The organism is Reyranella massiliensis 521, from assembly GCF_000312425.1.
In the GTDB taxonomy this organism is placed as follows: domain Bacteria; phylum Pseudomonadota; class Alphaproteobacteria; order Reyranellales; family Reyranellaceae; genus Reyranella; species Reyranella massiliensis.
This window is the reverse complement of record NZ_HE997181.1, coordinates 3,379,472-3,401,862: the sequence shown is the minus strand read 5'-3', so window position 1 is coordinate 3,401,862 and position 22,391 is coordinate 3,379,472. Positions and strand designations below refer to the sequence as shown.

20 protein-coding genes and 1 tRNA gene are annotated in these 22,391 nt (G+C 64.0%); 10 read left to right on the top strand and 11 right to left on the bottom strand.

Going from position 1 to position 22,391, the window contains the following annotated elements:
* Positions 1 to 85: 85 nt before the first annotated feature.
* Together BN60_RS16585 and BN60_RS16580 are read left to right on the top strand one after the other, a co-directional pair.
* The gene (locus tag BN60_RS16585; protein WP_020697224.1) at positions 86 to 1,060 is read left to right on the top strand and encodes a TAXI family TRAP transporter solute-binding subunit; all 975 of its coding nucleotides are present in this window, start codon (positions 86 to 88) and stop codon (positions 1,058 to 1,060) included.
* 68 nt (positions 1,061 to 1,128) lie between these two features.
* Complete coding sequence (locus BN60_RS16580; protein ID WP_020697223.1) at positions 1,129 to 3,141, top strand: TRAP transporter permease; 2,013 nt, start codon at positions 1,129 to 1,131, stop codon at positions 3,139 to 3,141.
* On the opposite strand, the gene BN60_RS16575 is transcribed toward BN60_RS16580, so the two are convergent.
* Positions 3,128 to 4,126 carry an HlyD family secretion protein gene (locus BN60_RS16575; protein WP_020697222.1) on the bottom strand — a complete coding sequence of 333 codons (999 nt, stop codon included), beginning with the start codon at positions 4,124 to 4,126 and terminating at the stop codon, positions 3,128 to 3,130. The two genes, BN60_RS16580 and BN60_RS16575, sit on opposite strands and share 14 nt — an antisense overlap.
* A 407-nt stretch (positions 4,127 to 4,533) precedes the next feature.
* On the opposite strand from BN60_RS16575, the gene BN60_RS16570 reads away from it, so the two are divergent.
* Entirely contained in the window at positions 4,534 to 5,427 is an 894-nt protein-coding gene (locus tag BN60_RS16570; protein WP_020697221.1) for a MipA/OmpV family protein, read from the top strand.
* A gap of 712 nt (positions 5,428 to 6,139) precedes the next feature.
* Here the strand turns inward: BN60_RS16570 and BN60_RS16565 are convergent.
* Positions 6,140 to 6,214, bottom strand: a tRNA-Thr gene (locus BN60_RS16565).
* 137 nt (positions 6,215 to 6,351) lie between these two features.
* Here BN60_RS16565 and BN60_RS16560 point away from each other — a divergent pair.
* Both BN60_RS16560 and BN60_RS29015 read left to right on the top strand, forming a co-directional pair.
* A complete protein-coding gene (locus tag BN60_RS16560) occupies positions 6,352 to 7,455 on the top strand; it encodes an amidohydrolase family protein (protein WP_020697220.1) in 1,104 nt (367 codons plus the stop codon).
* A gap of 146 nt (positions 7,456 to 7,601) precedes the next feature.
* On the top strand, positions 7,602 to 8,240 hold the full coding sequence (locus tag BN60_RS29015) for an OmpA family protein (protein WP_020697219.1): 639 nt from the start codon (positions 7,602 to 7,604) through the stop codon (positions 8,238 to 8,240).
* A 55-nt stretch (positions 8,241 to 8,295) separates the two neighbouring features.
* On the opposite strand, the gene BN60_RS16550 is transcribed toward BN60_RS29015, so the two are convergent.
* Together BN60_RS16550 and BN60_RS16545 are read right to left on the bottom strand one after the other, a co-directional pair.
* Entirely contained in the window at positions 8,296 to 8,664 is a 369-nt protein-coding gene (locus tag BN60_RS16550; protein ID WP_020697218.1) for a hypothetical protein, read from the bottom strand.
* Positions 8,665 to 8,686: 22 nt separating this feature from the next.
* Positions 8,687 to 9,145, bottom strand: coding sequence for a MarR family winged helix-turn-helix transcriptional regulator (locus BN60_RS16545; RefSeq protein ID WP_020697217.1), 459 nt, complete (start codon positions 9,143 to 9,145; stop codon positions 8,687 to 8,689).
* Positions 9,146 to 9,240: 95 nt separating this feature from the next.
* Between BN60_RS16545 and BN60_RS16540 the strand changes: the two genes are divergently transcribed.
* The gene (locus BN60_RS16540) at positions 9,241 to 9,894 is read left to right on the top strand and encodes a glutathione S-transferase family protein (RefSeq protein WP_020697216.1); all 654 of its coding nucleotides are present in this window, start codon (positions 9,241 to 9,243) and stop codon (positions 9,892 to 9,894) included.
* A gap of 100 nt (positions 9,895 to 9,994) precedes the next feature.
* Positions 9,995 to 10,297, top strand: a complete 303-nt coding sequence (locus tag BN60_RS16535; RefSeq protein WP_020697215.1) for a hypothetical protein — start codon at positions 9,995 to 9,997, stop codon at positions 10,295 to 10,297.
* A 4-nt stretch (positions 10,298 to 10,301) separates the two neighbouring features.
* Here the strand turns inward: BN60_RS16535 and trhA are convergent, their stop codons facing one another.
* The 4 genes from trhA to BN60_RS16515 form a co-directional block, all read right to left on the bottom strand.
* Complete coding sequence (trhA, locus tag BN60_RS16530; RefSeq protein WP_020697214.1) at positions 10,302 to 10,949, bottom strand: PAQR family membrane homeostasis protein TrhA; 648 nt, start codon at positions 10,947 to 10,949, stop codon at positions 10,302 to 10,304.
* An 8-nt stretch (positions 10,950 to 10,957) separates the two neighbouring features.
* On the bottom strand, positions 10,958 to 12,988 hold the full coding sequence (gene rpoD, locus BN60_RS16525) for an RNA polymerase sigma factor RpoD (RefSeq protein WP_020697213.1): 2,031 nt from the start codon (positions 12,986 to 12,988) through the stop codon (positions 10,958 to 10,960).
* A 171-nt stretch (positions 12,989 to 13,159) separates the two neighbouring features.
* Positions 13,160 to 15,037: a DNA primase gene (gene dnaG, locus BN60_RS16520; RefSeq protein WP_020697212.1), complete on the bottom strand. Its 1,878-nt coding sequence runs from the start codon at positions 15,035 to 15,037 to the stop codon at positions 13,160 to 13,162.
* Between the two features lie 63 nt (positions 15,038 to 15,100).
* Complete coding sequence (locus tag BN60_RS16515; RefSeq protein WP_020697211.1) at positions 15,101 to 15,559, bottom strand: GatB/YqeY domain-containing protein; 459 nt, start codon at positions 15,557 to 15,559, stop codon at positions 15,101 to 15,103.
* Positions 15,560 to 15,771: 212 nt separating this feature from the next.
* On the opposite strand from BN60_RS16515, the gene carA reads away from it, so the two are divergent.
* The 3 genes from carA to greA all read left to right on the top strand — a co-directional run bounded on the left by carA (position 15,772) and on the right by greA (position 20,775).
* Positions 15,772 to 16,956 carry a glutamine-hydrolyzing carbamoyl-phosphate synthase small subunit gene (gene carA / locus BN60_RS16510; protein WP_020697210.1) on the top strand — a complete coding sequence of 395 codons (1,185 nt, stop codon included), beginning with the start codon at positions 15,772 to 15,774 and terminating at the stop codon, positions 16,954 to 16,956.
* A gap of 7 nt (positions 16,957 to 16,963) precedes the next feature.
* Complete coding sequence (carB, locus tag BN60_RS16505) at positions 16,964 to 20,209, top strand: carbamoyl-phosphate synthase large subunit (protein ID WP_020697209.1); 3,246 nt, start codon at positions 16,964 to 16,966, stop codon at positions 20,207 to 20,209.
* A gap of 92 nt (positions 20,210 to 20,301) precedes the next feature.
* A complete protein-coding gene (gene greA, locus BN60_RS16500) occupies positions 20,302 to 20,775 on the top strand; it encodes a transcription elongation factor GreA (RefSeq protein ID WP_043285900.1) in 474 nt (157 codons plus the stop codon).
* Between the two features lie 7 nt (positions 20,776 to 20,782).
* On the opposite strand, the gene BN60_RS16495 is transcribed toward greA, so the two are convergent.
* The 3 genes from BN60_RS16495 to BN60_RS16485 all read right to left on the bottom strand — a co-directional run bounded on the left by BN60_RS16495 (position 20,783) and on the right by BN60_RS16485 (position 22,337).
* The gene (locus tag BN60_RS16495; RefSeq protein ID WP_020697207.1) at positions 20,783 to 21,355 is read right to left on the bottom strand and encodes an inner membrane-spanning protein YciB; all 573 of its coding nucleotides are present in this window, start codon (positions 21,353 to 21,355) and stop codon (positions 20,783 to 20,785) included.
* Between the two features lie 93 nt (positions 21,356 to 21,448).
* On the bottom strand, positions 21,449 to 21,835 hold the full coding sequence (locus BN60_RS16490) for a nuclear transport factor 2 family protein (protein ID WP_020697206.1): 387 nt from the start codon (positions 21,833 to 21,835) through the stop codon (positions 21,449 to 21,451).
* Positions 21,836 to 21,860: 25 nt separating this feature from the next.
* Positions 21,861 to 22,337 (bottom strand): Lrp/AsnC family transcriptional regulator, encoded by a 477-nt coding sequence (locus BN60_RS16485; RefSeq protein WP_020697205.1) that lies wholly within the window; start codon positions 22,335 to 22,337, stop codon positions 21,861 to 21,863.
* Positions 22,338 to 22,391: the final 54 nt, after the last annotated feature.

The window sequence follows — 22,391 nt, the reverse complement described above, 5'->3', positions numbered from 1 at the left end:
AACACAATGACCGAATGTTGCCTCGCAGCACCAGCCGTGGTTTGTTCCGGCCGCATTGGGGAGTTGGGTGAACAGGAGGAAATAAATGAAGCGACGTCAATTCGTGGCCGCGGGATCGGCCGCGGGCGCGCTGGGTCTTACCGCAGGCTGGGCACTTCCCGCTGCGGCACAGGCCCAGTTCTCGATCGCCACAGGCACCACGGGCGCTGTCTACTATCCGCTGGGCGGAGCGATGGCGAACATCCTGAGCAAGAAAGTGCCGGGCTGGGCAGTCACCGCCGAAGCGACGGCAGGTTCGGTCGCGAACATGCACATGATTCGCGATGGCAAGGCGCAGATGGCGCTGACCCAGTGCGATACGGCCTACGACGCCATCAAGGGGCTCGACAAGTTCAAGGACAAGCCCGTCGACTCGCGGACGCTCTGCGTCGTCTATCCCAACCTGGTACATTTCGTGACCATGGAAGGGACGGGCATCAACAAGCTTTCCGACATCAAGGGCAAGCGCATTTCGACCAGCGCGCCGGTCAGCGGCTCGGAAGTCATGGCGCTGCGCATCATCGATGAACTCGGCCTCAAGCTCTCCGACATCAAGCGCGAGCGCCTGTCGCCGGCCGAGAGCACCAACGCCATGAAGGACGGCAAGCTCGACGGCTACTTCTTCAACGGCGGCCCGCCGGTCGCGGCGATCACCGACCTTGCGGCCACGCAGGGCATCAAGATCAAGCTGATCCCGACGGCCGACCTGGTGCCGGCCCTCAACAAGAAGTACGGCCCGGTCTTCGCGGCCAGCGAGATCAAGGCCAAGGCCTATCCGAACCAGGATGCCGCGGTGCCCGTCATCGCGATCTGGAACATCCTGGTCGTGCCGGCCTCGATGAAGGACGATCAGGCCTACACCATCATCAAGACCCTGTGGGAAAACCACGGTGACCTCATGGCCACCCACAAGGCCTCGACCGACATGACGCCCGAGAACCAGAAGACCGCCAATTCGTCGGTGCCGTTCCATCCGGGCGCGATCAAGTTCTTCAACGAGAAGGGCATCAAGCTCTCGTAACGAGGTTCGATACTGAGCGGGGCTCCCGAGATCGTGGGGGCCCCGTTTCCATTTGGGGTAGGGGCAACATGACGGTTCAGGCCGAGCTGCTGAGCGACGAGGAACGACGCAAAGTCGAGGAACTCATCGAGCAAGAAGATGGGGCAATCAACAGGTTCGTGGGTTGGTGGGGCAAGGTACTCACCTTCATCGCGTTCCTGATGACCCTGTTCCACCTCTATGCGGCTGCTTCGACCGTCGACACCCAGTCTCTGCGCGAAATCCACGTCGCCTTTGCGCTCTCCCTGGTCTTTCTGCTGTTTCCGGCGGTGAAGAGCTGGCGCAACAGGATCGCGCCTTGGGACATCGTTGCCGCCGGCCTGGTGATCGTCGTCATCTGGTACATGATGACCGGCGGCACCTGGACCGATCTCAGCGCTTCCGACGACTTCCTCGACCGTTATGTGTCGCCGACGCACACCGATCTGCTGATCGGCGGCCTGTTGATCCTGCTGGTGCTGGAATCGACGCGCCGCGCCACCGGCTGGATCATGCCGATCCTCTCGCTGCTGTTCCTGGCCTATGCGATGTGGGGCAACTATCTGCCGGCGCCCTGGACGCACAAGGGCTATCCGCTCTCCGACATGATCGCCGAGCTCTACATGACGCTGAACGGCATCTTCGGTTCGGCGATCGATGTGTCGGCGACGCTGATCGTGCTGTTCACCATCTTCGGCGCGATCCTGCAGGCATCCGGCGCCGGGCGCTTCTTCATCGACTTTTCGCTGCGCGCCATGAAGGGGCAGCCGAACGCGGCGGGCCGCGCGGTCGTGCTTTCCTCGTTCCTGCTGGGCGGACCCTCGGGTTCGGGCGTGGCGACCACAGTCACGATCGGAACCGTGGCGTGGCCGATCATGAAGGAAGCGGGCTACGGAAAATCGGCGGCAGGCGGCCTACTGGCCGCGGGCGGTCTCGGCGCGATCCTGTCGCCGCCGGTGCTGGGCGCCGCGGCGTTCCTGATCGCCGAGTATTTGAAGATGTCGTACCTCGACATCGTGCGGATGGCGCTCATCCCCACCTGCCTCTACTACTTCGGCCTGCTGGTGATGACCGAGATCGATTCGCGCAAGTACGGGCTGCGCGCCGTCGATCCAGCCGTCGACATGACCATGGGCCAGCTTCTGACCCGCTACGGCTTCCATTTCACGTCGCTGATCTCCGTCGTCGTTCTGATGGTGTGGGGCTTTTCGGCCACCTATGCGGTGTTCTGGTCCATTCTGCTCGCCATCCTGGTGAGCTACCTGCGCAGCGATACCGCGCTGTGGCCGGGCAAGCTGTTCCGCGCGCTGGCCGACGGCTCGATCCAGGCGCTGGGTGTCGCGGCAACCTGTGCCTGCGCCGGTATCATCGTCGGCGTCATCACCAAGACGGGCCTGGCGCTCAAGTTCTCGTCGATCGTGATCGACCTCGCCGGCGGTTCGGTCTTCTGGACCGCAATGTACACGGCGCTGATCGTGTGGGTGGTCGGCCTCGCCGTGCCCGTGACGGCGTCCTACATCATGTGCGCCGTGATCGCGGCCCCGGCGCTGATCAAGCTCGGCATCCCGGACTATGCCGCCCACATGTTCATTTTCTACTACGCGGTGCTTTCGGAAGTGTCGCCGCCAACGGCGCTGGCGCCGTTCGCTGCGGCGACGCTCACCCGCGCCGACCCCTACGTCACCACCTTGCAGAGCTGGAAGTACGCGCTGCCAGCCTTCCTGGTGCCGTTCATCTTCGTGCTCGACCCGATCGGCATCGGCCTCCTGCTGGAGGTGCCGAAGAACATGAGCTGGGTCTGGATCCCCTGGGTCACGCTGGGCGCGGCCGGCGGCATCCTGGCGCTCGCCATCGCAGCCCAAGGCCATCTGTGGCGGCCGCTCGGCCTGGGCACGCGCACTGTCGTGGCGCTGGCAGGCATCGCGTTGACCTTCCCGGAGGTCATCGACGACTGGGTCGGCGGCTTGGTCGTGGCGCGCCTGATCGGCCTCATCGTCCTCGTAGGCGTCATCGCCTATGAATATGCCGGCTCGCGCAGGGACGAGGCGGCTATTCGAAGGTGACGCGGGCCTCCCGGCCCAGCATCAACGGCATGCTCGACGGATTGTCGGGCTTGATCTCGACCTCGACCAGGCGGGTGTTCTGTTCACCGAGATCCGCCTCGGAGCGCTTGCTCCGCTTGATCGTGAGCGGCGTGCGGACGATCGTGCCGATATGGGCGGTCCGGCTGCCTTGGAAGGTGAACTCGACCTTGCCGCCGAGCTTCAGGCTGCGCAGATGGATCTCGTCGACGTCGGCGAAGATGCGAATCTGGTTGAGATCGACGATCTTGGCGATGCCCTTGTAAGGAAAGATGCGCTCGCCGGCGCGCGTGTAGATATCGACCACGACACCGTCGAGCGGCGACCGCACCAGCGAGGATTCGCGTTCGAGCTTCGCCGCGTCGAGCCGGGCCTTGATGATGGTGATTTCGGATTCGATCTGCGCCAGGTCGGCGGCCAGCACGTCCTTCAAATACTTGAGCTTGGCCTGCTCGCGTTCGAGGCTCTGCTGGGCAATCGTGGACTGGAGCTGCTTCTGGTCGGGCGGCGCGCTCGACCGCGAGAGTTCGAGGTCCTTCAGGCGGCTCTCTTCCGAGGCGGCCTTCACCGACACTTCCTGCTGGGCGATCTCCGAGGTGCGGTAGCCCGAGACCATCGTCTCGCGCTGCTGCTGGGCCTTGGTGAGTTCGGCTTCACGGCGGCGCACGTCGATGTCGGCCGTAGGATAGTTGTTGAGCACGGCCACGATCTGGTTGCGCTTGACCTCCTGGCCTTCGGCAATCCTCAATTCGAGCACTATGTCGCCGCCCAGCGGATCTCCGGCAATCACCGCCGTTCCGGCGGGCGCCTCGGTATAGCCGCGCGAAATCAGCGGGCCGCTCACTTCGCCCCTGTTCTGGGCGTTGCCGATCTGGCCGTCGGAGACTCCCGTCATCAAGACGGCACCAGCGGCGGCGGCGAGAATCGCTACCACCCCGACCCATGCGAATTTATTGGCCTGTGCCATTCCGGATTTGCTTTCCACACCCTTAGAAAGCCCGCTTCCCTCGATTAGGGCAAGGGTGCGCTGGTGCTGCCGGACAGGGTTGAACTGTCGACCTCTCCCTTACCAAGGGAAAAGGCGGCGTTGCTATATCAAAGGCTTAGCGTCTTGCCCACCAATATGCTTACCTAAATGGGCCAAAAATTCGGCATGTCGAGGGGCGCCGTCCTCGACACGAAGCAAAAGGACGGATCGCGCAGAATTCTGGCCGCTTCCCCCATGAGAAAATAGCGCCGAGATCGGACGAGGTGTCCGAAGGTTCCTTCGGCCAGGGCTTCTTCGCACGCCATCGGCGAACCGCTCGTTCGCTCAGGTGCCGGCCAAGCCGGGCGTGATCGTGCTGCTGCGCGCTCGAGGAAAAGTCCGAGACCATGATCCAGGCGGCCGACACCGCGCAAGAAGTCATTGCGTGTGATCCGAAGGAGAAGATCGGCCGTATCCCCTCAAAAGGGGTTCTCATGCTTAGACTTGCTGCTTTGCTAGCCGCGTTTGTGCTGCTGAATGTCGGTGCTCTCGCGCAGCCATCGTCAATCGGGAGCGAACCGGCCGGACCGCCGCCGCGCGACTGGACGTTCGACATCGGGCCGGGAGTGGTGATGGCTCCATGGTTCGAGGGTGGGGCGTGGTATCGCGTTCTCCCCGTGCCGAACCTCGATCTCCGCTACAAGCGCGACACCGTTTTCATCTCTGCACGGGATGGCGTCGGCGCGACACTTGTCGATGTGGCAGGCTTCAAGGCAGGCCCGATCCTGCGTTACCGCTTTCCTCGCAACGACTGGGACGGGCCGGGCCTATACGGCACGGGAACTGTGCCGTTCACGGTGGAGGGTGGTGGTTTCCTGCGTTACGACCAACCTTGGTTCGCCGCGAAGATCGAACTCCGTCGCGGACTTGGGGGCAGTAACGGCCTTGTCTTCGACGCGCTGCTCGACGGAAAGTTTCGGTTGAGCGACTCGGTGTTCCTGTCGGGCGGGCCTCGGCTGTCCGTAACGGACTCGACGTTTAATCAGGCATACTTTGGCATCAATGCGACCCAATCCTTCAATTCGGGCTACGCACAGTACTATCCCGCGGCAGGACTGCGCAGTGTGGGAGCAGGCGCGAGCGCATTGTGGCGGATCAACGAGAAACTCAGCTTCGTGGTCTTCGGAAGCTACAACTACTTGGCGGATGTGGCTGCGAACTCCCCTCTGGTGCAGGGGCCGGCCGGCTCGCGCAACCAGTTCATCGTCGGCTCGGCGCTCTCGTGGCGGTTCGAATGGTAGCCGGAGGGCTGAGACTGGTGCCCCTGCAACAGCATGCGCGCGCTGTCACACCATTCATTGTGCGCCTGTAGATTGCCAGCGAGTTCGGTGGCACCTCTTGCCAAACCGGCGGTCACTTCGATTGCCGATCCTCAACCTTCTCGGGTTGGACGTGCACTCGTCGGGCGCCGTCCCAAACCTCGAATCCATCGAAAGGCCGGTCGGTCCTTTCGCGAAAGATTCGCCGACTTTGTTCAATCAGCTCTTCGTCCGAGCACGTAGCGGGAGCGGGAGCGCGGGACACTTGAGCTATGCCGCTGTCTCTCAGCCGCCGACGCTCACAATCCGAGCCGACGATAGATTTATCGTTGCAAGAAGCGGACGATTGGCAAGGACTAAACGGTCTGGAAGGTCAGCCACGGACGCTTCGAGGTGGCGTTCTGCACGGGCGAGGGGGGCGGATGCCGGCTTCGGCCAATGGCTACGCCGCACTGCATTACCTTCGATGACCGCCGCCTAAATGCTCTTGGTGGCAGTGCCCCTAGATCGCTACGCCGCAGACTGCGCCGCAGAACAAGCGTCGAACGACTGCTCCAACTTGCCCACCAAGTTCCGCGGAGGCTCGTAGTTTTTCGTGGAGGACGGTGGGCAAGACGCCGTCGTCATCCACAGCCTGCACGCTGCGCGCGCCATCGATAAATCGTCGGCTGGGGGCACTTGGCGGCTTGGGAAATGGTGCTGCCGGACAGGATTGAACTGTCGACCTCTCCCTTACCAAGGGAGTGCTCTACCACTGAGCTACGGCAGCGTGCGGGGCGGGGTATGCCACAGCGCCGGAGGCCATTCAACCGCTGCCGCCGGCCGAAACGGACGTCGCGCGGCGGCTTGCCGCGCCGGCCGGGCTCTGCCTACCATTTTGCCAACGAACACAGGAGGAAATCCCCTATGGAATGGCGCCCGATCTCCGCTGATTCGCACATTACGGAACCGCCCAATTGCTATATCGACCATATCGATCCCGCCTGGCGGGATCGGGCGCCGCATATCGCCCACAAGGAAGGCATGGGCGATATCTACATCGTCGACGGCATGAAGACGCCGGTACCCATGGGCCTGGTTGCAGCCGCCGGCGTGGCCCCCAAGGACATCCGGATCGGCGGTGCGAAATTCGACGACCTCCATCGCAGCGGCTGGGATCCGAGCACGCGCCTTGCCGACCAGGACCGCGACGGCGTCGCCGCCGAGATCATCTATCCCACGGTCGGCATGCTGATCTGCAACCATCCCGACTTCGACTACAAGAAGGCCTGCTTCGACGCCTACAATCGCTGGCTCCAGACCTATTGCGCGCATGCGCCCGACCGACTGGTAGGGCTCGGCCAGACGGCGATGCGGACGATCAAGGAAGGCATTGCCGATCTGGAACAGATCAAGGCGATGGGCTTTCGCGGCGTCATGATGCCGGGCAATCCCGGTGAGCATGATTATGACCACGAGGCCTACGACGCGTTCTGGGAAGCCGCGGTCGCGCTCGAGATGCCGCTTTCCTTTCACATCCTGACGTCGAGCGGCGACAACTCGCTGACGAAGCCGCGTGGACCCAAGATCAACGGCTTCCTCTCGATCATCCGCGGCTGCCAGGACATCATGGGCATGCTGGTCTACAGCGGCGTCTTCGAGCGGCATCCCAAGCTGCGCGTGGTCTGTGTCGAGGCCGACGCGGGCTGGGCGCCGCACTTCATGTATCGCATGGACCACGCCTACAAGCGGCACCGTTACTGGATGAAGGGCAAGGAGCTGGCGCGACTGCCGTCGGAGTATTTCCGCGACCATATCGCGCTTACCTTCCAGGACGACTGGACGGCGTTCCAGTTTGCCGACCGCATGGCGCCCAACCAGCTCATGTGGGCGAACGACTTCCCCCACAGCGATTCGACCTGGCCGTGGAGTCAGGACGTCATCGCCGAGCAGACCGCTCATCTGACCCCGGAACTGAAGAAGCGGATTCTGCGGGACAATGTCGCCGAGCTCTACAAGCTCGCAGCCTGACGGCTCTGGCTGATGTGGCGTCGAGTTCGGACGGTGTGAAATTTCACTCGATGCGAACAATCGATCACTATCACGCGCGGTAGTTGCGGGTGCCTTGAGCGGCGCCCATGATCCCTTTGGCTATCGTAGCCAAGGGGAGAAGGACGATGCTGAAGAAACTGATGGCGGTCGCTGCGGCCGCCATTCTGCTGAGTGCCTGTGACGAACCCCAGACTGCCACGACGGCGCCGCCGGCGGCTCCCGTCGTTGCTCCGCCATCGTTCATGGTGTTCTTCGATTGGGATCGTTCGAACCTGTCGGCACAAGCGTTGAACACGATTCAGCAAGCGGCAACCACCTTCAAGACGAGGTCGAGCGCCCGCATCACGGCGACAGGTCATACCGATACGTCGGGCTCCGACCAGTACAACATGGCGCTGTCCCTGCGCCGCGCCAATGCGGTGAAAGCTGCGCTGGTGAAGGAAGGTGTTCCGGATGCGGCAATCTCCGTGATCGGCCGTGGCGAGCAGGGCTTGCTGGTACAGACCGGCGATAACGTTCGTGAGCCGCAGAACCGTCGTGTCGAAATCGTTATCGATGGCGCGACGATGGCGGCGAGACCCATGGACGATGCTGCCTACTGCCGGGCACTCGCGGCCAAATGGCGTGACTACGACCGGACGGATGCATCCGGCCCGGGGCCGCAGGCGATCGCCAAGTGCGATGCCGGCGACTATGCGGGCGGTATTCCGACGCTGGTCAAGCTGCTGACGGATGCCAGGGTTCCGTTGCCGCCACGCACCTGAACTCGACATGCATCCAAAGGAAAGGCGGCCCTGATGGCCGCCTTTTCTTCGAGCGCTACTTTGATTTGGAGGGACGCCCGGGAAGCCGGGTCCACTGCTCCGGCTGCAGTTCGCGATATTCGATCCAGGGGCCCGTCTCGGCAAAGCCGGGATCGAGCTGGCCAACGTCGCTCACCCAGTAGCCGAGCGAGCGCCGGTTCTCGTCGAAGCGCCAGGTGCCGACCACGATCTCATCGGCGACATGTCCGGCAAGTCCGGGGCAGAAAAGCAGCAGGGGGCCTTCGTCCTTCGGCGCGCTGGCCATCGGCTGCCAGGTGGCAGCAAGGGCCTGCCGCAGGCGTTCGATTTCGGCCGCGGCCTGCCATCTCGCGTCGCTTTCATGTTCGTGGCATTGCGCCCGCAGCTCTTCGACGATGTCCTTCATCTTCGCCCGATATCCCCATCCATCATGAAGCCGGTCGACTGTAGAGCCGGCCAAGCAGATCGGCCAGCGTCGCCGCTTCGGCCGAAGAGAGATGCCGGCCGACCGCCTCTTCGATGGCGGCGGCATATACGGGCCACATCCGCTTCCGTATTGCTCGGCCCTCGCGGGTGATCGTCAGGACCTGGCCGCGGCCATCTTCCGCGCTCGCCGCGCGGGCGACATAGCCTGCTGCGGCCAGGCGATCGATCAGGCGTGAGAGATTGTATTGGGCGAAGAGCATCTCGCGCTGCAGCTCGAAGGGGCGCAACCCGGTCGGCCCGGCGCGCTCCAGTTCGAGCAGAGCATCGTACCAGGCGAGCGGCGGAAGGCCGGCCTCCTTGAGGCGTGCTTCGACAGTGGTTTGCGCGGCGCGATGGGCGCGCTCCAGACGAGCCCAGGCGCGAACGATCGGCTCGGACGGCGAGAAGGTGGGGGCAGGCATGGGCACAGATTACAGATATATGCATGTGCATCAATATTGACAAACGAAGATGTGGAACCCATTTAGATGCAAATGCATCTTTATGGAGGCTGCCCATGCTGACCCTGGTTTCCTTCGATCTCTGCCCTTATGTGCAGCGCGCGGCGATCGCGCTTGCCGAGAAGGGCGTGCCGTTCGAGCGGCGCGATGTCGATCTTGCGAACAAGCCCGACTGGTTCGACGCGATCTCGCCGCTGGGCAAGGTGCCGCTCCTGCAGGTGGACGACGAGGTGCTGTTCGAAAGCGCTGTCATCGTCGAGTACCTGGAGGAAACCCAGGCGCCACGGTTGCACCCGGCCGAGCCGCTGGTCCGCGCCCGTCATCGCGCCTGGATGGAGGTAGGCTCGTCGATCCTGGCCGACATCTGGACGCTCGAGACGACGCCGGATCGTGCGGCCTTCGATGCGAAAGCCTTATCTCTTCGTGACAAGTTCCGGCGACTCGAAGCCGTGCTCGACCGAGGACCATATTTCGGCGGTGAGCACTTCAGTCTCGTCGATGCCGTGTTTGCGCCGGCTTTTCGCTACTTCGACGTGTTCGACCGTTTCGTCGATCTCGGCACTTTCACCGATCTTCCCAAGGTCCAGGCCTGGCGTCGGGCGTTGGCGGCGCGGCGCTCTGTGAAGAGTGCCGTCGTCGTGGACTACGAAGTGCGACTGGAGGCGTTTTTGCGTCGGCAGGAATCGTGGCTCGCCGGGCTGATGGAATGAAGTTTGTGCATTTTCCTGCTCGCAGCGCCTTGTGTCCAAGGCTGCACGGTGCCAGCATCTTCCTGATCACATCATCTCGTTGATGACCAGGGAGACGCCTATGGAGGTGGATGGCCTTGTCACGGCGTTGGAACGGATCGAACACGCCGCCCGCGACTTCATGCATCCGGCTGGCAAGCCCGATGCGCCGACCGCACTTCTGCACGTCCTGACGGAATGCAGTCGTACCCTCGGCCATCCGTATGGGATCGATCCAGGGCTGGACGACGTCCGCAGCGAAGCGTCGCGTCACTGTGCAGCCGTGCAGGAGAACCTCGCGGCTGTCCTGGAGGAGGTTCGCCAGCTTCATCTCACGGTGAGCGAGTTGCTGCCCTCGCTGGTCCGGATCGCCGATCGCGAGTGAGCGGTCAGGCTTCGACGACGACTCCGACCACGGCGGCGTAGTGGACTGCCGCTGCGGCGAGGACGAAGCCGTGCCAGATCGCATTCTGGTAGGGCAGATGATGCCAGAGGTGAAAGACGACCCCTGACGAATAGAGGATGCCTCCGGCCGCCAGCAGGCTGAGGGTGACGGGATCGAAAGCCTCTATGAACGGTCCCGCCGCCACGACGCCGATCCAGCCCAGGGCAAGGTAGAGGCCGATCGAGACGGTCTCGATGCGGTCCGGCTTCAGGAGTTTGATGGCAATGCCGATCGCCGCTACGGCCCAGATCACGGCCGTGAGGGCAATTGACCAAGTGCCCTTGAGACCAAGCAGGGTGAAGGGCGTGTAGGTGCCGGCGATCATGGCGAAGATCGCGGCATGGTCAAAGCGGCGTAGCCAGTCGCGCCAGCGGCTGGTGCGAAACATGTTGTAGGCCGCCGAGCAGCCCAACATCGCCAACAGGCCTGCGGCGTAGATCAGAACGGGCGGCAGATCGTTCAGCCGACGCATCGCGGCGGCGATGACGATGATGGCTATGGCGCCGGTGACGCCGAGCGCGATGCCGAGCAGATGGACGGCCCGGTCCGCGGCGAGTTCGCGCGCCGCGAACTCGCGAAGGCCTGTGGCCACGCCCGTCCTCAGCCCTGGTCGAGGAACGAACGCAGCATCCGCGAGCGGCTGGGATGCTTCAGCTTGCGCAGCGCTTTGGCTTCGATCTGGCGGATACGTTCACGGGTAACCGAGAATTGCTGGCCGACTTCTTCCAGCGTGTGGTCGGTGTTCATGCCGATGCCGAAGCGCATGCGCAGCACGCGCTCCTCGCGCGGCGTCAGCGTCGCCAGCACCCGCGTCGTGCTTTCACGCAGGTTGCCCTGGATCGCCGCTTCGAGCGGGATCACGGCGTTCTTGTCCTCGATGAAGTCGCCGAGGTGGCTGTCCTCCTCGTCGCCGATCGGGGTCTCGAGGCTGATCGGCTCCTTGGCGATCTTCAGGACCTTGCGCACCTTCTCGAGCGGCATGCCGAGCTTCTCGGCCAGCTCTTCGGGCTGCGGCTCGCGGCCGATCTCGTGCAGCATCTGGCGGCTGGTGCGCACCAGCTTGTTGATGGTCTCGATCATGTGCACCGGGATACGGATGGTGCGCGCCTGATCGGCGATCGAGCGGGTGATGGCCTGACGAATCCACCAGGTCGCGTAAGTCGAGAACTTGTAGCCGCGGCGATACTCGAACTTGTCGACCGCCTTCATCAGGCCGATGTTGCCTTCCTGGATGAGATCCAGGAACTGCAGGCCGCGGTTGGTGTACTTCTTGGCGATCGAGATCACGAGACGCAGATTGGCCTCGATCATCTCCTTCTTCGCTCGCATCATTTCGCGCTCGCCGTCCTGGACGGTCTTGCACATGCGGCGGAACTCGAAGATCGGTGCACCGGCGTGATCCGAGATCTCCCTGATCTCGGCGCGGATCTTCTCGATCTCAGGCGCACGCTTCTTGGCGAAATCCTTCCAGCCCCGGCCCGACAGCTTGCCGACTTTTTCGAGCCAGTTGGGGTCGATCTCGTGCGTGAGATAATTGTCGAGGAAGTCCTGGCGCGGGATGCGGAAGGTCTCGGCCTGACGCATCAGCTTGCCTTCGAGCAGCATCAGCTTGCGGTTGAGGTCGTAAAGCGAGAGCTTGAGCTGTTCGATGCGGTTGGCGTTGATGTGCACCGTGCGCACCAGCTCGACGATCTTCTTGCGGTGCTTCTCGTAGCTCTTCTCGAATTCCGTGCTCGGCTTCTGGCCGCGAGCGAGAGTCGACAGGCGCCGGTTCTGCACCTTCGACATTTCCATGTAGACTTTATAGATCTTGGTGAGGGTGCGCAGGACCTCGGGCTTGAGCTTCTCCTCGAGCGCCGAGAGCGACAGCGCGTTCTCATCGTCTTCCTCGCCGCCTTCACCCGGCGCGGCTTCGGCGCCGCCTTCGCCATTGGGTCCGGCGGCCGGCGGAGCGGGCGGGCGCACGAGCTTCGGCATTGCCGGACGCGGCATTGCGGGAGCGGCGGCAACAGGCGCAGTCGCCGCCGGCATGGCGCCCTTGCCTTCGCCGGGCGCGCCGCCGCCCTGGGTCGCTTCGAGATCGATGACGTCGCGCAGCAGGATACGGCCCTCGTTGATCGCGTCGCGCCAGTGCAGCAGCGCCGTGATCGTCATGGGGCTTTCGCAGATGCCGCCGATCATCTTGTCCTGGCCGGCCTCGATGCGCTTGGCGATCTCGATTTCGCCTTCGCGGCTCAGCAACTCGACGCTGCCCATCTCGCGCAGGTACATGCGGACGGGATCGTCGGTCCGGCCGAGCTCCTCATCCTCGCCGGTCGCTTCAGCAGCGACCACGGCGGTCTTGGCCGGCTCGGCTGGGTTGGCGGTGGTGTCTTCCTGCTCCTCGGCCTCGACGACGTTGACGCCAGCCTCGGACAGCATGGCCATCGTGTCCTCGATCTGCTCGGAGGACACTTCGTCGGGCGGCAGGGCGGCGTTCAGCTCGTCGTAGGTGACGTAGCCCCGCTCCTTGCCCTTCTGAACCAGCTTCTTGAGTTCGGCTCCGAGCGTGTCGAGCAGGGGGGCATCGGGCCCCTCTTCGCGGGCATCGGTGACTTCGGGCTGGGCTACGGTTGCGGTTTTGGTCGCCATTACTAATCCTTGGATGCGACAAACAGATAGAACGGCCGATCTGGCCGTGAATTTGGCTGCAAGAAGGGGAGGCGGGAAGGGCGGGCCCCGCAAACTACCCTTCTACTATATGGGGCTTAAGCGCAAGCAGCGATAGGGGGAAGCCCTTATTCCGCCGCAAGCCAGCTATCCTTAGCCTGCCCCATGGTCTGCGCTTTCCCGTCGCATGCGGTCCAGGATGGCCTGCAACCGCCGCAGATTTTCCTCACTCAGGTCCTCCGCCAGGGCTTCCTCGGCCCGCTTCAGCTCCTCCGGATCGGCCGTGAGCTGGGTCAAATGGCGAGCTGCCCGCCGCCACTGGCCGACCCATCCGTCGGCGTCGGCCGGATCGTCCCGGAAGACCTCGCGGGCCTTGGCGCGCGCCGCCTCGGCGACGGCGCCCAGTCCGGAGCGCTTCAAATGATCCTCGATCAGCCGCTCTTCAAGGGGAATATCACCGGCCGCTGCATCATCTGCAGCCGGGTCGATACCGAAAGGTACCAGCGACAGGGCGTCGAGCAGGCCGCTGCGTAACCGGCCCAGCTCGGGATTAACGAGGGGAAGATGCGCCAGTTCCTCGGCCAGGACATGCAGAAGCGCCGGCCGTTCGATCAGGGCGCCCAGGAGGGCTCGCTCCTGACGCGAACCATCGAGGTCGACGCCGGAGCGCCGGGCGGCGGAACCGGCGGCGAATGGCGGCGGCGGCGGGTCGCCCGGCCGACGGAAGGGCTTGCGAGCGCCGGCTTGCCAAGTAGCCGAATCAGGCCGCCGCAGGCGGTTCAGCCGGCTGCGCATCTCGTTGCGATAGAAGTCCCGCACGACCGGATCGGCAATTCCGGCGACCTGCTGTTCGACGGCGCGTTGCAGGCTGGCGCGCCGCTCTGGTGTATCGACAGGCCTGTTCTCCGTCGCCATGTCCCAGACGACGTCCGAGAGCGGCCGCGCCAGATCGAGCATGCGCCGCACCGCGTCGGGCCCGCGCGAACGGATCAGGCTGTCGGGATCTTCGCCGGCCGGCAGGGCAAGAAAGCGCAGGCTCTTTCCGGCACGCAGCAAAGGCAGAGCCCGTTCGGCGGCGCGGGCGGCGGCGCGGCGGCCGGCATTGTCGCCGTCGAAGCAGAGATAGGGTTCATCGGCCAGCTTCCACAGTTCGCCGAGCTGGCCCTCGGTCAGGGCGGTGCCGAGCGGCGCCACCGAGCCGGTGAATCCGGCCCCATGAAGGGCGATCACGTCCATGTAGCCTTCGGCTACGATGATCGGCCGATCCTTGGTGGCCGCTTCGCGCGCCCGGTCGAGGCAATAGAGGTTGGCACCCTTGTGGAAGAGCGGAGTCTCCGGCGAGTTGAGGTACTTGGGCTCGCCGGCCCCCATGACGCGTCCGCCGAAGGCGATGGCGCGGCCGCGGCGGTCGTTGATGACGAACATCACGCGGCCTCGGAAGCGGTCGTAGGGGTCGCGGTTGTCGTCCGGCTGGATGGCGAGGCCCGCCTCGACGATCTTCTCGATCGGCACGTTCTCGCGCTTCAGCGCCGAGATCAGCCCGTCGCGCGAATCCGGCGCGAAACCCAGCCGGAAATCGTCGATCGTCTGGTCGCTGAGACCGCGGCCGCGCAGATAGTCGAGGCCCTGGCGCCCCACCGGCAGGCGCAGCTGCTTCTGGAACCATCGTGCCGCCAGCTCCACGACCTGCTGCAGGGTCGCCGCCCGCTCGACCCGTTCGCGCTCGGCCGGCGTGGCGCGCGGCACCGGCATGCCGACTTCGCGGGCCAGCTTCTCGACCGATTCGGGAAAGGAAAGACCCTCGGTCTTCATGACGAAGCCCACGGCATCGCCATGGGCACCGCAGCCGAAGCAATGGAAGAAGCCCTTCTTGTCGTTGACCGTAAAGGACGGTGTCTTTTCGTTGTGGAATGGGCAGAGGCCGGCATACTCCGACCCCGAGCGGCGCTTCAGCACGACCTTGCGTCCAACGATGTCGGACATGCTGAGCCGCGCGCGCAGTTCGTCGAGGAAGCCCGGAGGGAAGGCCATCGCCTAAAATGGCCCCGACTGCTCTTGGGCGCTAGTGAGCGTCCGAGAGGATAGCGGGGAAGATCAGCCGCCCAGCGCCCTTTTCACCGCGGCCGAGGCCTTGGAGAAGTCGATCTGGCCGGCATACTTGGCTTTGAGCTGGCCTACGACCTTGCCCATGTCCTTGATCGAGGCGGCGCCCGTTGCGGCGATGGCCTCGCGGATGGCGGCTTCGACGGCGGCTTCGTCCATCTGCTGCGGCAGGAAACGCTCGATGACGGCGATCTCGGCCTTTTCCTTCTCGGCCAGGTCGGTGCGATTGCCCTTCTCGTAGAGCGCCACCGATTCGTTGCGCTGCTTGATCATGCCTTGCAGCATCGACAGGATTCGGTCGTCTGCCACGCCCTCGCGGTTCGCCTCAGTGCGGGCGGCGATGTCTACTTCCTTGAGTTTGGCCAGGATCAGGCGAATCGTGCCCAGCGCCGCGGTATCGCGGGCGCGCATGGCATCCTTCATGGCCTCGTTCAGCTTGTCGCGCAGCATTGTTTCGGTTCCGTTGGGTCGAAGGGCGGAAACTAATCGCCTGCGACGCTATTGGCAAAGCAAATAAGTTATTGAAAATGCTTGTGAATTAGCAGCGAGCACACCTTGACCCTCTGCGACCGCTTGGTTACAACCCGCGCGGTTCGCAGACGCCAAGGCCACGGAGGGCCAAGGCGAAGCGCGAGCCCTCACGAACGGGCAAAAAATTCATCATGACACCTCCAAAGACCGCAGGCGCGACCGACGCCGCGCCGCGCTGGGCTACGGCCGCGCTAGTGCTGGCTGACGGCACGGTTTTCTGGGGCAAGGGCGTCGGGGCGGCCGGCCATGCGGTCGGCGAAGTCTGCTTCAATACCTCGATGACCGGCTACCAGGAGATCATTACCGATCCGTCTTATGCCGGGCAGATCATCACCTTCACTTTTCCGCATATCGGAAATGTCGGCACCAATCTCGAGGACATCGAGACAATCACGCCGGCTGCTCGTGGCGTGGTCATCCGGGGCGACATTACGGAGCCGGCCAACTGGCGCTCGGTCAAGCCGCTCGACGACTGGCTGAAGAGCCATAATCTGCCCGGTGTGTGCGACGTCGATACCCGCGCCATCACCCGGCATGTCCGGGACGGCGGTCCGCCTAACGGCGTCGTGGTCCACGCGCCCGACGGCAAGTTCGACATTCCGGCGATGCGCAAGATCGCCCAGGATTGGCCTGGCCTCGACGGCATGGATCTTGCCATCGAGGTCACGTCGAAGCAGACTTATAATTGGAACGAGACCACGTGGACGCTGGGCAAGGGCTACGGCAAGCTCGACAAGCCCAGGTACCACGTTGTCGCCGTCGACTACGGCGCCAAGCGCAACATCCTGCGCTGCCTCGCCAACACCGGCTGCAAGGTCACGGTGGTGCCGGCGACGGCGACGGCGGAGGACATCCTGCGCCACAAGCCGGACGGTGTGTTCCTGTCCAACGGTCCGGGCGATCCGGCGGCAACGGCGGTCTACGCCTCGCCGGCCATCCAGGCGGTGCTCGACAAGAGGGTGCCGCTGTTCGGCATCTGCCTCGGCCACCAGATCCTGGCCCTGACGCTCGGCGGCAAGACCCGCAAGATGGAGCGCGGCCATCGCGGCGCCAACCAGCCGGTCAAGGACCTGACGACCGGCAAGGTCGAGATCACGTCGCAGAACCACGGCTTCTGCGTCATCCCCGAATCCTTGCCTAAGAACGTCGAGGTGACGCACGTCTCGCTGTTCGACGGCACCAACGAAGGCATTCGCTGCACCGACAAGCCGGCCTTTTCCGTGCAGTACCATCCCGAGGCGTCGCCCGGCCCGACCGACAGTCACTATCTCTTCGACCGCTTCGTCGAGATGATCGACAAGAGCAAGGGCAAGTAGAGACATCATGCCCAAGCGCACAGACATCAAGAGCATCCTGGTCATCGGCGCCGGTCCCATCGTGATCGGCCAAGCCTGCGAGTTCGACTATTCGGGCGTGCAGGCCTGCAAGGCGCTGAAGGACGAGGGCTACCGGGTCATTCTGGTGAACTCCAACCCGGCCACGATCATGACCGATCCGGGCCTGGCGGACGCGACCTATATCGAGCCGATCACGCCCGACATGGTGGCGAAGATCATCGAGAAGGAGAAGCCGGACGCCATCCTGCCGACCATGGGCGGCCAGACGGCTCTCAATACCGCGATGGCGCTGCATCGCGATGGCCGGCTAAAGAAGTACAAGGTCGAACTGATCGGCGCCAATGCCGAGGCCATCGACAAGGCCGAGGACCGGCTGCTGTTCCGCGAGGCTATGACCAAGATCGGCCTCACCTGCCCCAAGAGCGAGGTCGTGCACAATCGCGAGGAAGCGATCAACGCGCTCGACCATGTCGGCCTGCCGGCGATCATCCGGCCGTCCTTCACGCTGGGCGGCACCGGCGGCGGCATTGCCTACAACCGCGACGAATATTTCGAGATCGTGCAGGGTGGCATCGACGCCTCGCCGGTCGGCGAGGTGCTGGTCGAAGAATCCGTGCTCGGCTGGAAAGAGTACGAGATGGAGGTCGTGCGCGACCGCCGCGACAACTGCATCATCATCTGCTCGATCGAGAACGTCGATCCGATGGGCATCCACACCGGCGACTCGGTCACGGTGGCGCCGGCGCTCACGCTGACCGACAAGGAATACCAGATCATGCGCGACGCTTCGATCGCGTGCCTGCGCGAGATCGGCGTCGATACCGGCGGCTCGAACGTGCAGTTCGCCGTCGATCCGCAGACCGGCCGCATGGTCGTGATCGAGATGAACCCGCGCGTGTCGCGGTCCTCGGCGCTGGCGTCGAAGGCGACCGGCTTCCCGATCGCCAAGGTCGCGGCGCGGCTGGCCGTCGGCTACACGCTCGACGAACTCCTGAACGACATCACCGGCACGACGCCGGCTTCGTTCGAGCCGACTATTGACTATGTCGTGACCAAGATTCCGCGTTTCGCCTTTGAGAAGTTCCCCGGGGCGGAGGCGCTGCTCACCACCTCGATGAAGAGCGTGGGCGAAGCGATGTCGATCGGGCGCACCTTCCAGGAGTCGCTGCAGAAGGCGCTGCGCTCGATGGAGACCGGCCTGACCGGCCTCAACGAAATCCAGATCAAGGGGGCGCCGGACAGGTCCGCCATCGTCGGCGCGCTGGCCACGCCGACGCCGGATCGCGTGCTGGTGATCGCCCAAGCGTTCCGCCACGGCCTCACGGTCGAGGAGATCGCCCACGCCTCGAAGTTCGAGCCGTGGTTCCTGCGCCAGATCGAGCAGCTCGTTAAGATCGAGGCCGGCGTCGCCAAGAACGGCTTGCCGACGGACGCCAAGGCATTCTTCGACCTCAAGAAGAAGGGTTTTTCCGACGAGCGGCTGGGCGAGCTGACGGGCCAGGGCGCTGCGGACGTGGCGAAGAAGCGCCGGGCGCTCGGCGTCCGGCCGGTGTTCAAGCGCATCGACACCTGCGCTGCCGAGTTCGAGTCGCGAACCCCCTATCTCTATTCCTGCTACGAGGGCGACGGGCTGCGCCCTGGGGAGTGCGAAGCCCAGCCGACCGACCGCAAGAAGGTCATCATCCTGGGCGGCGGACCGAACCGCATCGGCCAGGGCATCGAGTTCGACTATTGCTGCGTGCATGCCGTCTATGCGCTGCGTGACGCCGGGTACGAGACCATCATGGTCAACTGCAACCCGGAAACCGTGTCGACCGACTACGACACCGCCGACCGCCTCTACTTTGAGCCGCTGACGGCCGAGGATGTGATCGAGCTGGTCGAAGTCGAGCGCAGGAGCGGCGAGCTGCTGGGCCTGATCGTGCAGTTCGGCGGCCAGACTCCGCTCAAGCTGGCGAAGCCTCTGGAGGCCGCCGGCATCCCGATCCTCGGCACGTCGCCCGACGCAATCGATCTCGCCGAGGACCGCGAGCGTTTCCAGAAGCTGATCCACGAGCTGAAGCTGCGGCAGCCCGCCAACGGCACCGCGACGTCGCAGGAACAGGCGATCGCAGTGGCCGAGCGCATCGGCTATCCGGTGGTCATCCGTCCGTCCTACGTGCTGGGCGGCCGTGCGATGCAGATCGTCTACGATCTCGCCGCGTTGCAGCGCTACATGCGCGATGCCGTGCAGGTGTCGGGCGCGAACCCGGTGCTGATCGACTCCTACCTGCGCGATGCCATCGAGGTCGATGTCGACGCGTTGGCCGACAAGGACCAGAACGTCTTCGTCGCCGGCATCATGGAACATATCGAGGAGGCGGGGATCCACTCCGGCGATTCGGCCTGCTCGCTGCCGCCTTACTCGCTGCCGTCCAAGATCATGGCGGAAATCGAACGCCAGACCGAGGCGATGGCCAAGGCGCTTCGCGTCGTCGGCCTGATGAACGTGCAGTACGCCGTCAAGGACGGCGACGTCTACGTGCTCGAAGTCAATCCGCGCGCCAGCCGCACCGTGCCCTTCGTCGCCAAGGCGACCGGCCAGCCGATCGCCAAATACGCCGCCCGCCTGATGGCCGGCGAGCCGCTGAAGTCGCTCGGCATCAAGAAGGCCAAGGGCAAGCATATCGCCGTGAAGGAAGCGGTGTTCCCCTTCGCGCGCTTCCCCGGTGTCGATGTCGTCCTCGGCCCTGAGATGCGCTCGACCGGCGAGGTCATGGGCCTCGACATGGATTTCGGCCGCGCCTTCGCCAAGTCGCAGCTCGGCGCCGGCAGCAAGGTGCCGGTCGAGGGTGTCGTGTTCGTCTCGGTCAAGGATCAGGACAAGCAGGCGATGATCAAGCCGATGAAGCGGCTGGCCGAGCTCGGCTTCAAGGTCGTGGCGACCGGCGGGACGGCGGAATTCCTGCACAAGCACGGCGTGGAAGCGCAGCGCGTCAACAAGGTGCTGGAAGGCCGGCCGCACATCGTCGATCTGATGAAGGACGGCAAGGTCCAGCTCGTATTCAACACCGTCGACGGGGCCAGCGCCTTGACCGACAGTTTCACGCTGCGGCGCACGGCGCTGATGCACAAAATCGCCTATTACACGACCGTCGCCGGAGCCAAGGCGTCGGTCGAAGGCATTGCTGCATTGAAAGAGGGCGCTCTCGACGTGGCGCCCCTGCAATCTTACTTCAAGACCACCTTCTAGACCTCTCCACCTCCGGACAACTTGCAGGATGCAACCCAGTTCGGGTTGCGTTCGGCGTTGACGCCGTACGATTGATCAAGGACGATTTGGCAATGGAAAGGGTTCCGATGACGGCCGAGGGGCTGAAGAGCCTCGAGGACGAACTGAAAGTGCTGAAGAGCGTGGAGCGCCCGGCGATCATCAAGGCGATCGCGGCGGCGCGTGAACATGGCGATCTCTCCGAGAACGCCGAATACACGTCTGCGCGCGAGAAGCAGGGTTTTATCGAAGGTCGAATCGCCGAGCTCGAGGACATTATCTCGCGCACCGAGGTGATCGACTTCTCCAAGCTGACAGGGAAGGTCGTGAAGTTCGGCGCTACCGTCCGGCTGGCCGACGAGGATACCGACGAGAAGGTGAAGTACCAGATCGTCGGGCCCTACGAGGCCGACCTGGCGAAGGGCCGCATCTCCGTCACCTCGCCGATCGGCAAGGCGCTGATCGGCAAGTCCGTGGGCGATACGGTCGAGGTCCAGACGCCGCGCGGCGCCAAGTCCTACGAAGTCGTCGCGGTCCAGTTCAAGTAGAGTTCGGCTAGCCGGCCGCCGCCGCCATCGCCGCCTTGGCGCGGCGGATCCCGGTCGACTTCATCACGGCGTACTGGATCAGGAACAGGGCGATCTTGCTGCCGATCGCCCAGGCCGATTTGACGGCGGCCCAGCTCGCGGGGTCGAGGGTGAGCGCCAGGGCGATATTCAGTACGGCCGAGAAGAACATCAGTCCGGCCCAGATATAGCCGAACCGGATGCCGAGATCGGGCACCGTCGCCTGTGCGATCGGCGGCAAATAGCGGTTCATCCAGCCGCGCTTCAGCATCACCAAGCCAACCACGACATAGACGATCGTGGGCTTCAGCATCACGAACAGCGGATCGCTGGTGAAGAAGGTTGCCGTACCGGAGGCGAGGATGATCACCACGCTCAGCCATTGCAGCGCCTCGACCGGCTCGCGGTGGAACAAGTGCCAGGCGATCTGGCCGAGTCCCAGCGCCATGCCGAGCCCAACCGCGAGGAAGAGGTTGCCGGTCGCGACATAGACGCCGAGGAAGAGCAGCGTCGATGCCATGTCGAGCAGCAGGACGCGCGATGCTTGGAACAGGTTCTTCATGGCCTGCGGTCTCCGTGTCGTCTTAGTGACAACACTGTGTATTTAATGCAGGCTATTCGTACGCGCAGGCCCCGACAAGTGCCTTCTGGCGCGTTAGACGACTACCTTGATGTAGGTGTCCTTCATGACGATCAGGCCACGGCGGAACGTATAGAGATCGCAGCCCAGCCACTCCTGACGCTCGCCGGTCCTCAGCGTCGCCGTCCGGTGCCATTCGGTGACGGCGCGGTTGCCGCAGACGAACTCGCTGGTATGGAGCCATTTCACGTCGCCGGTATTGGCAAACAGCGGCTCGAAGTAGCTGCGGATCGCCGCCTTGCCCTTGAAGCTCTGGCCCCAATAGTCGGGCCCCTTGGCGTTGCGGAACTCCCCGTCCTCGGCGAAGGAATTGACGATGCCATCGACGTCGCGGCGGGCGAAGGCGTCGGCGATCTCGTGCAGGCGGTCCAGCGTGACGTCGGCTGCGGCGCTGCCATCCATGGCCCTTCTCCTTTTCTCCTGCTTGCTACTCGGTCGCGATCGGCACTCCCGGCACCTGCTTGGCCGTGCGGAAAACCATCATCGTCTTTACATGGCTGACATTGGGCGCCGACGTCAGGCGCGTCGTCAGGAACTTCTGATATTCGTCCCACGTCTCGGCCACGATCTTCAGCAGGAAGTCGGCCTCGCCGGCCAGCATGTGGCACTCGCGGACTTCGTCCCATTTGGCGATCAGCTCTTCGAAGGCCTTTAGGTCCGTCTCGGCCTGGCTGCTCAAGCCCACCAAGGCGAACACCGACACGCTGTAGCCCAGCGCCTCCGGGCTGAGATCGGCGTGGTAGCCCTTGATGATGCCCGCTCGCTCCAGGGCCCGGACACGACGCAGGCAGGGCGGGGCCGAAATACCGGCTCGTTCCGCCAGCTCCACGTTGGTCATGCGGCCATTGGACTGCAGGTCACTTAGAATGCGCCGGTCGATTCGATCGAGCTTTGCGCGAGCCATCCATTTTCCTCCGTTGGCCGCGGTCTATGCCAGAACCGTGCCATGCGCGCAATA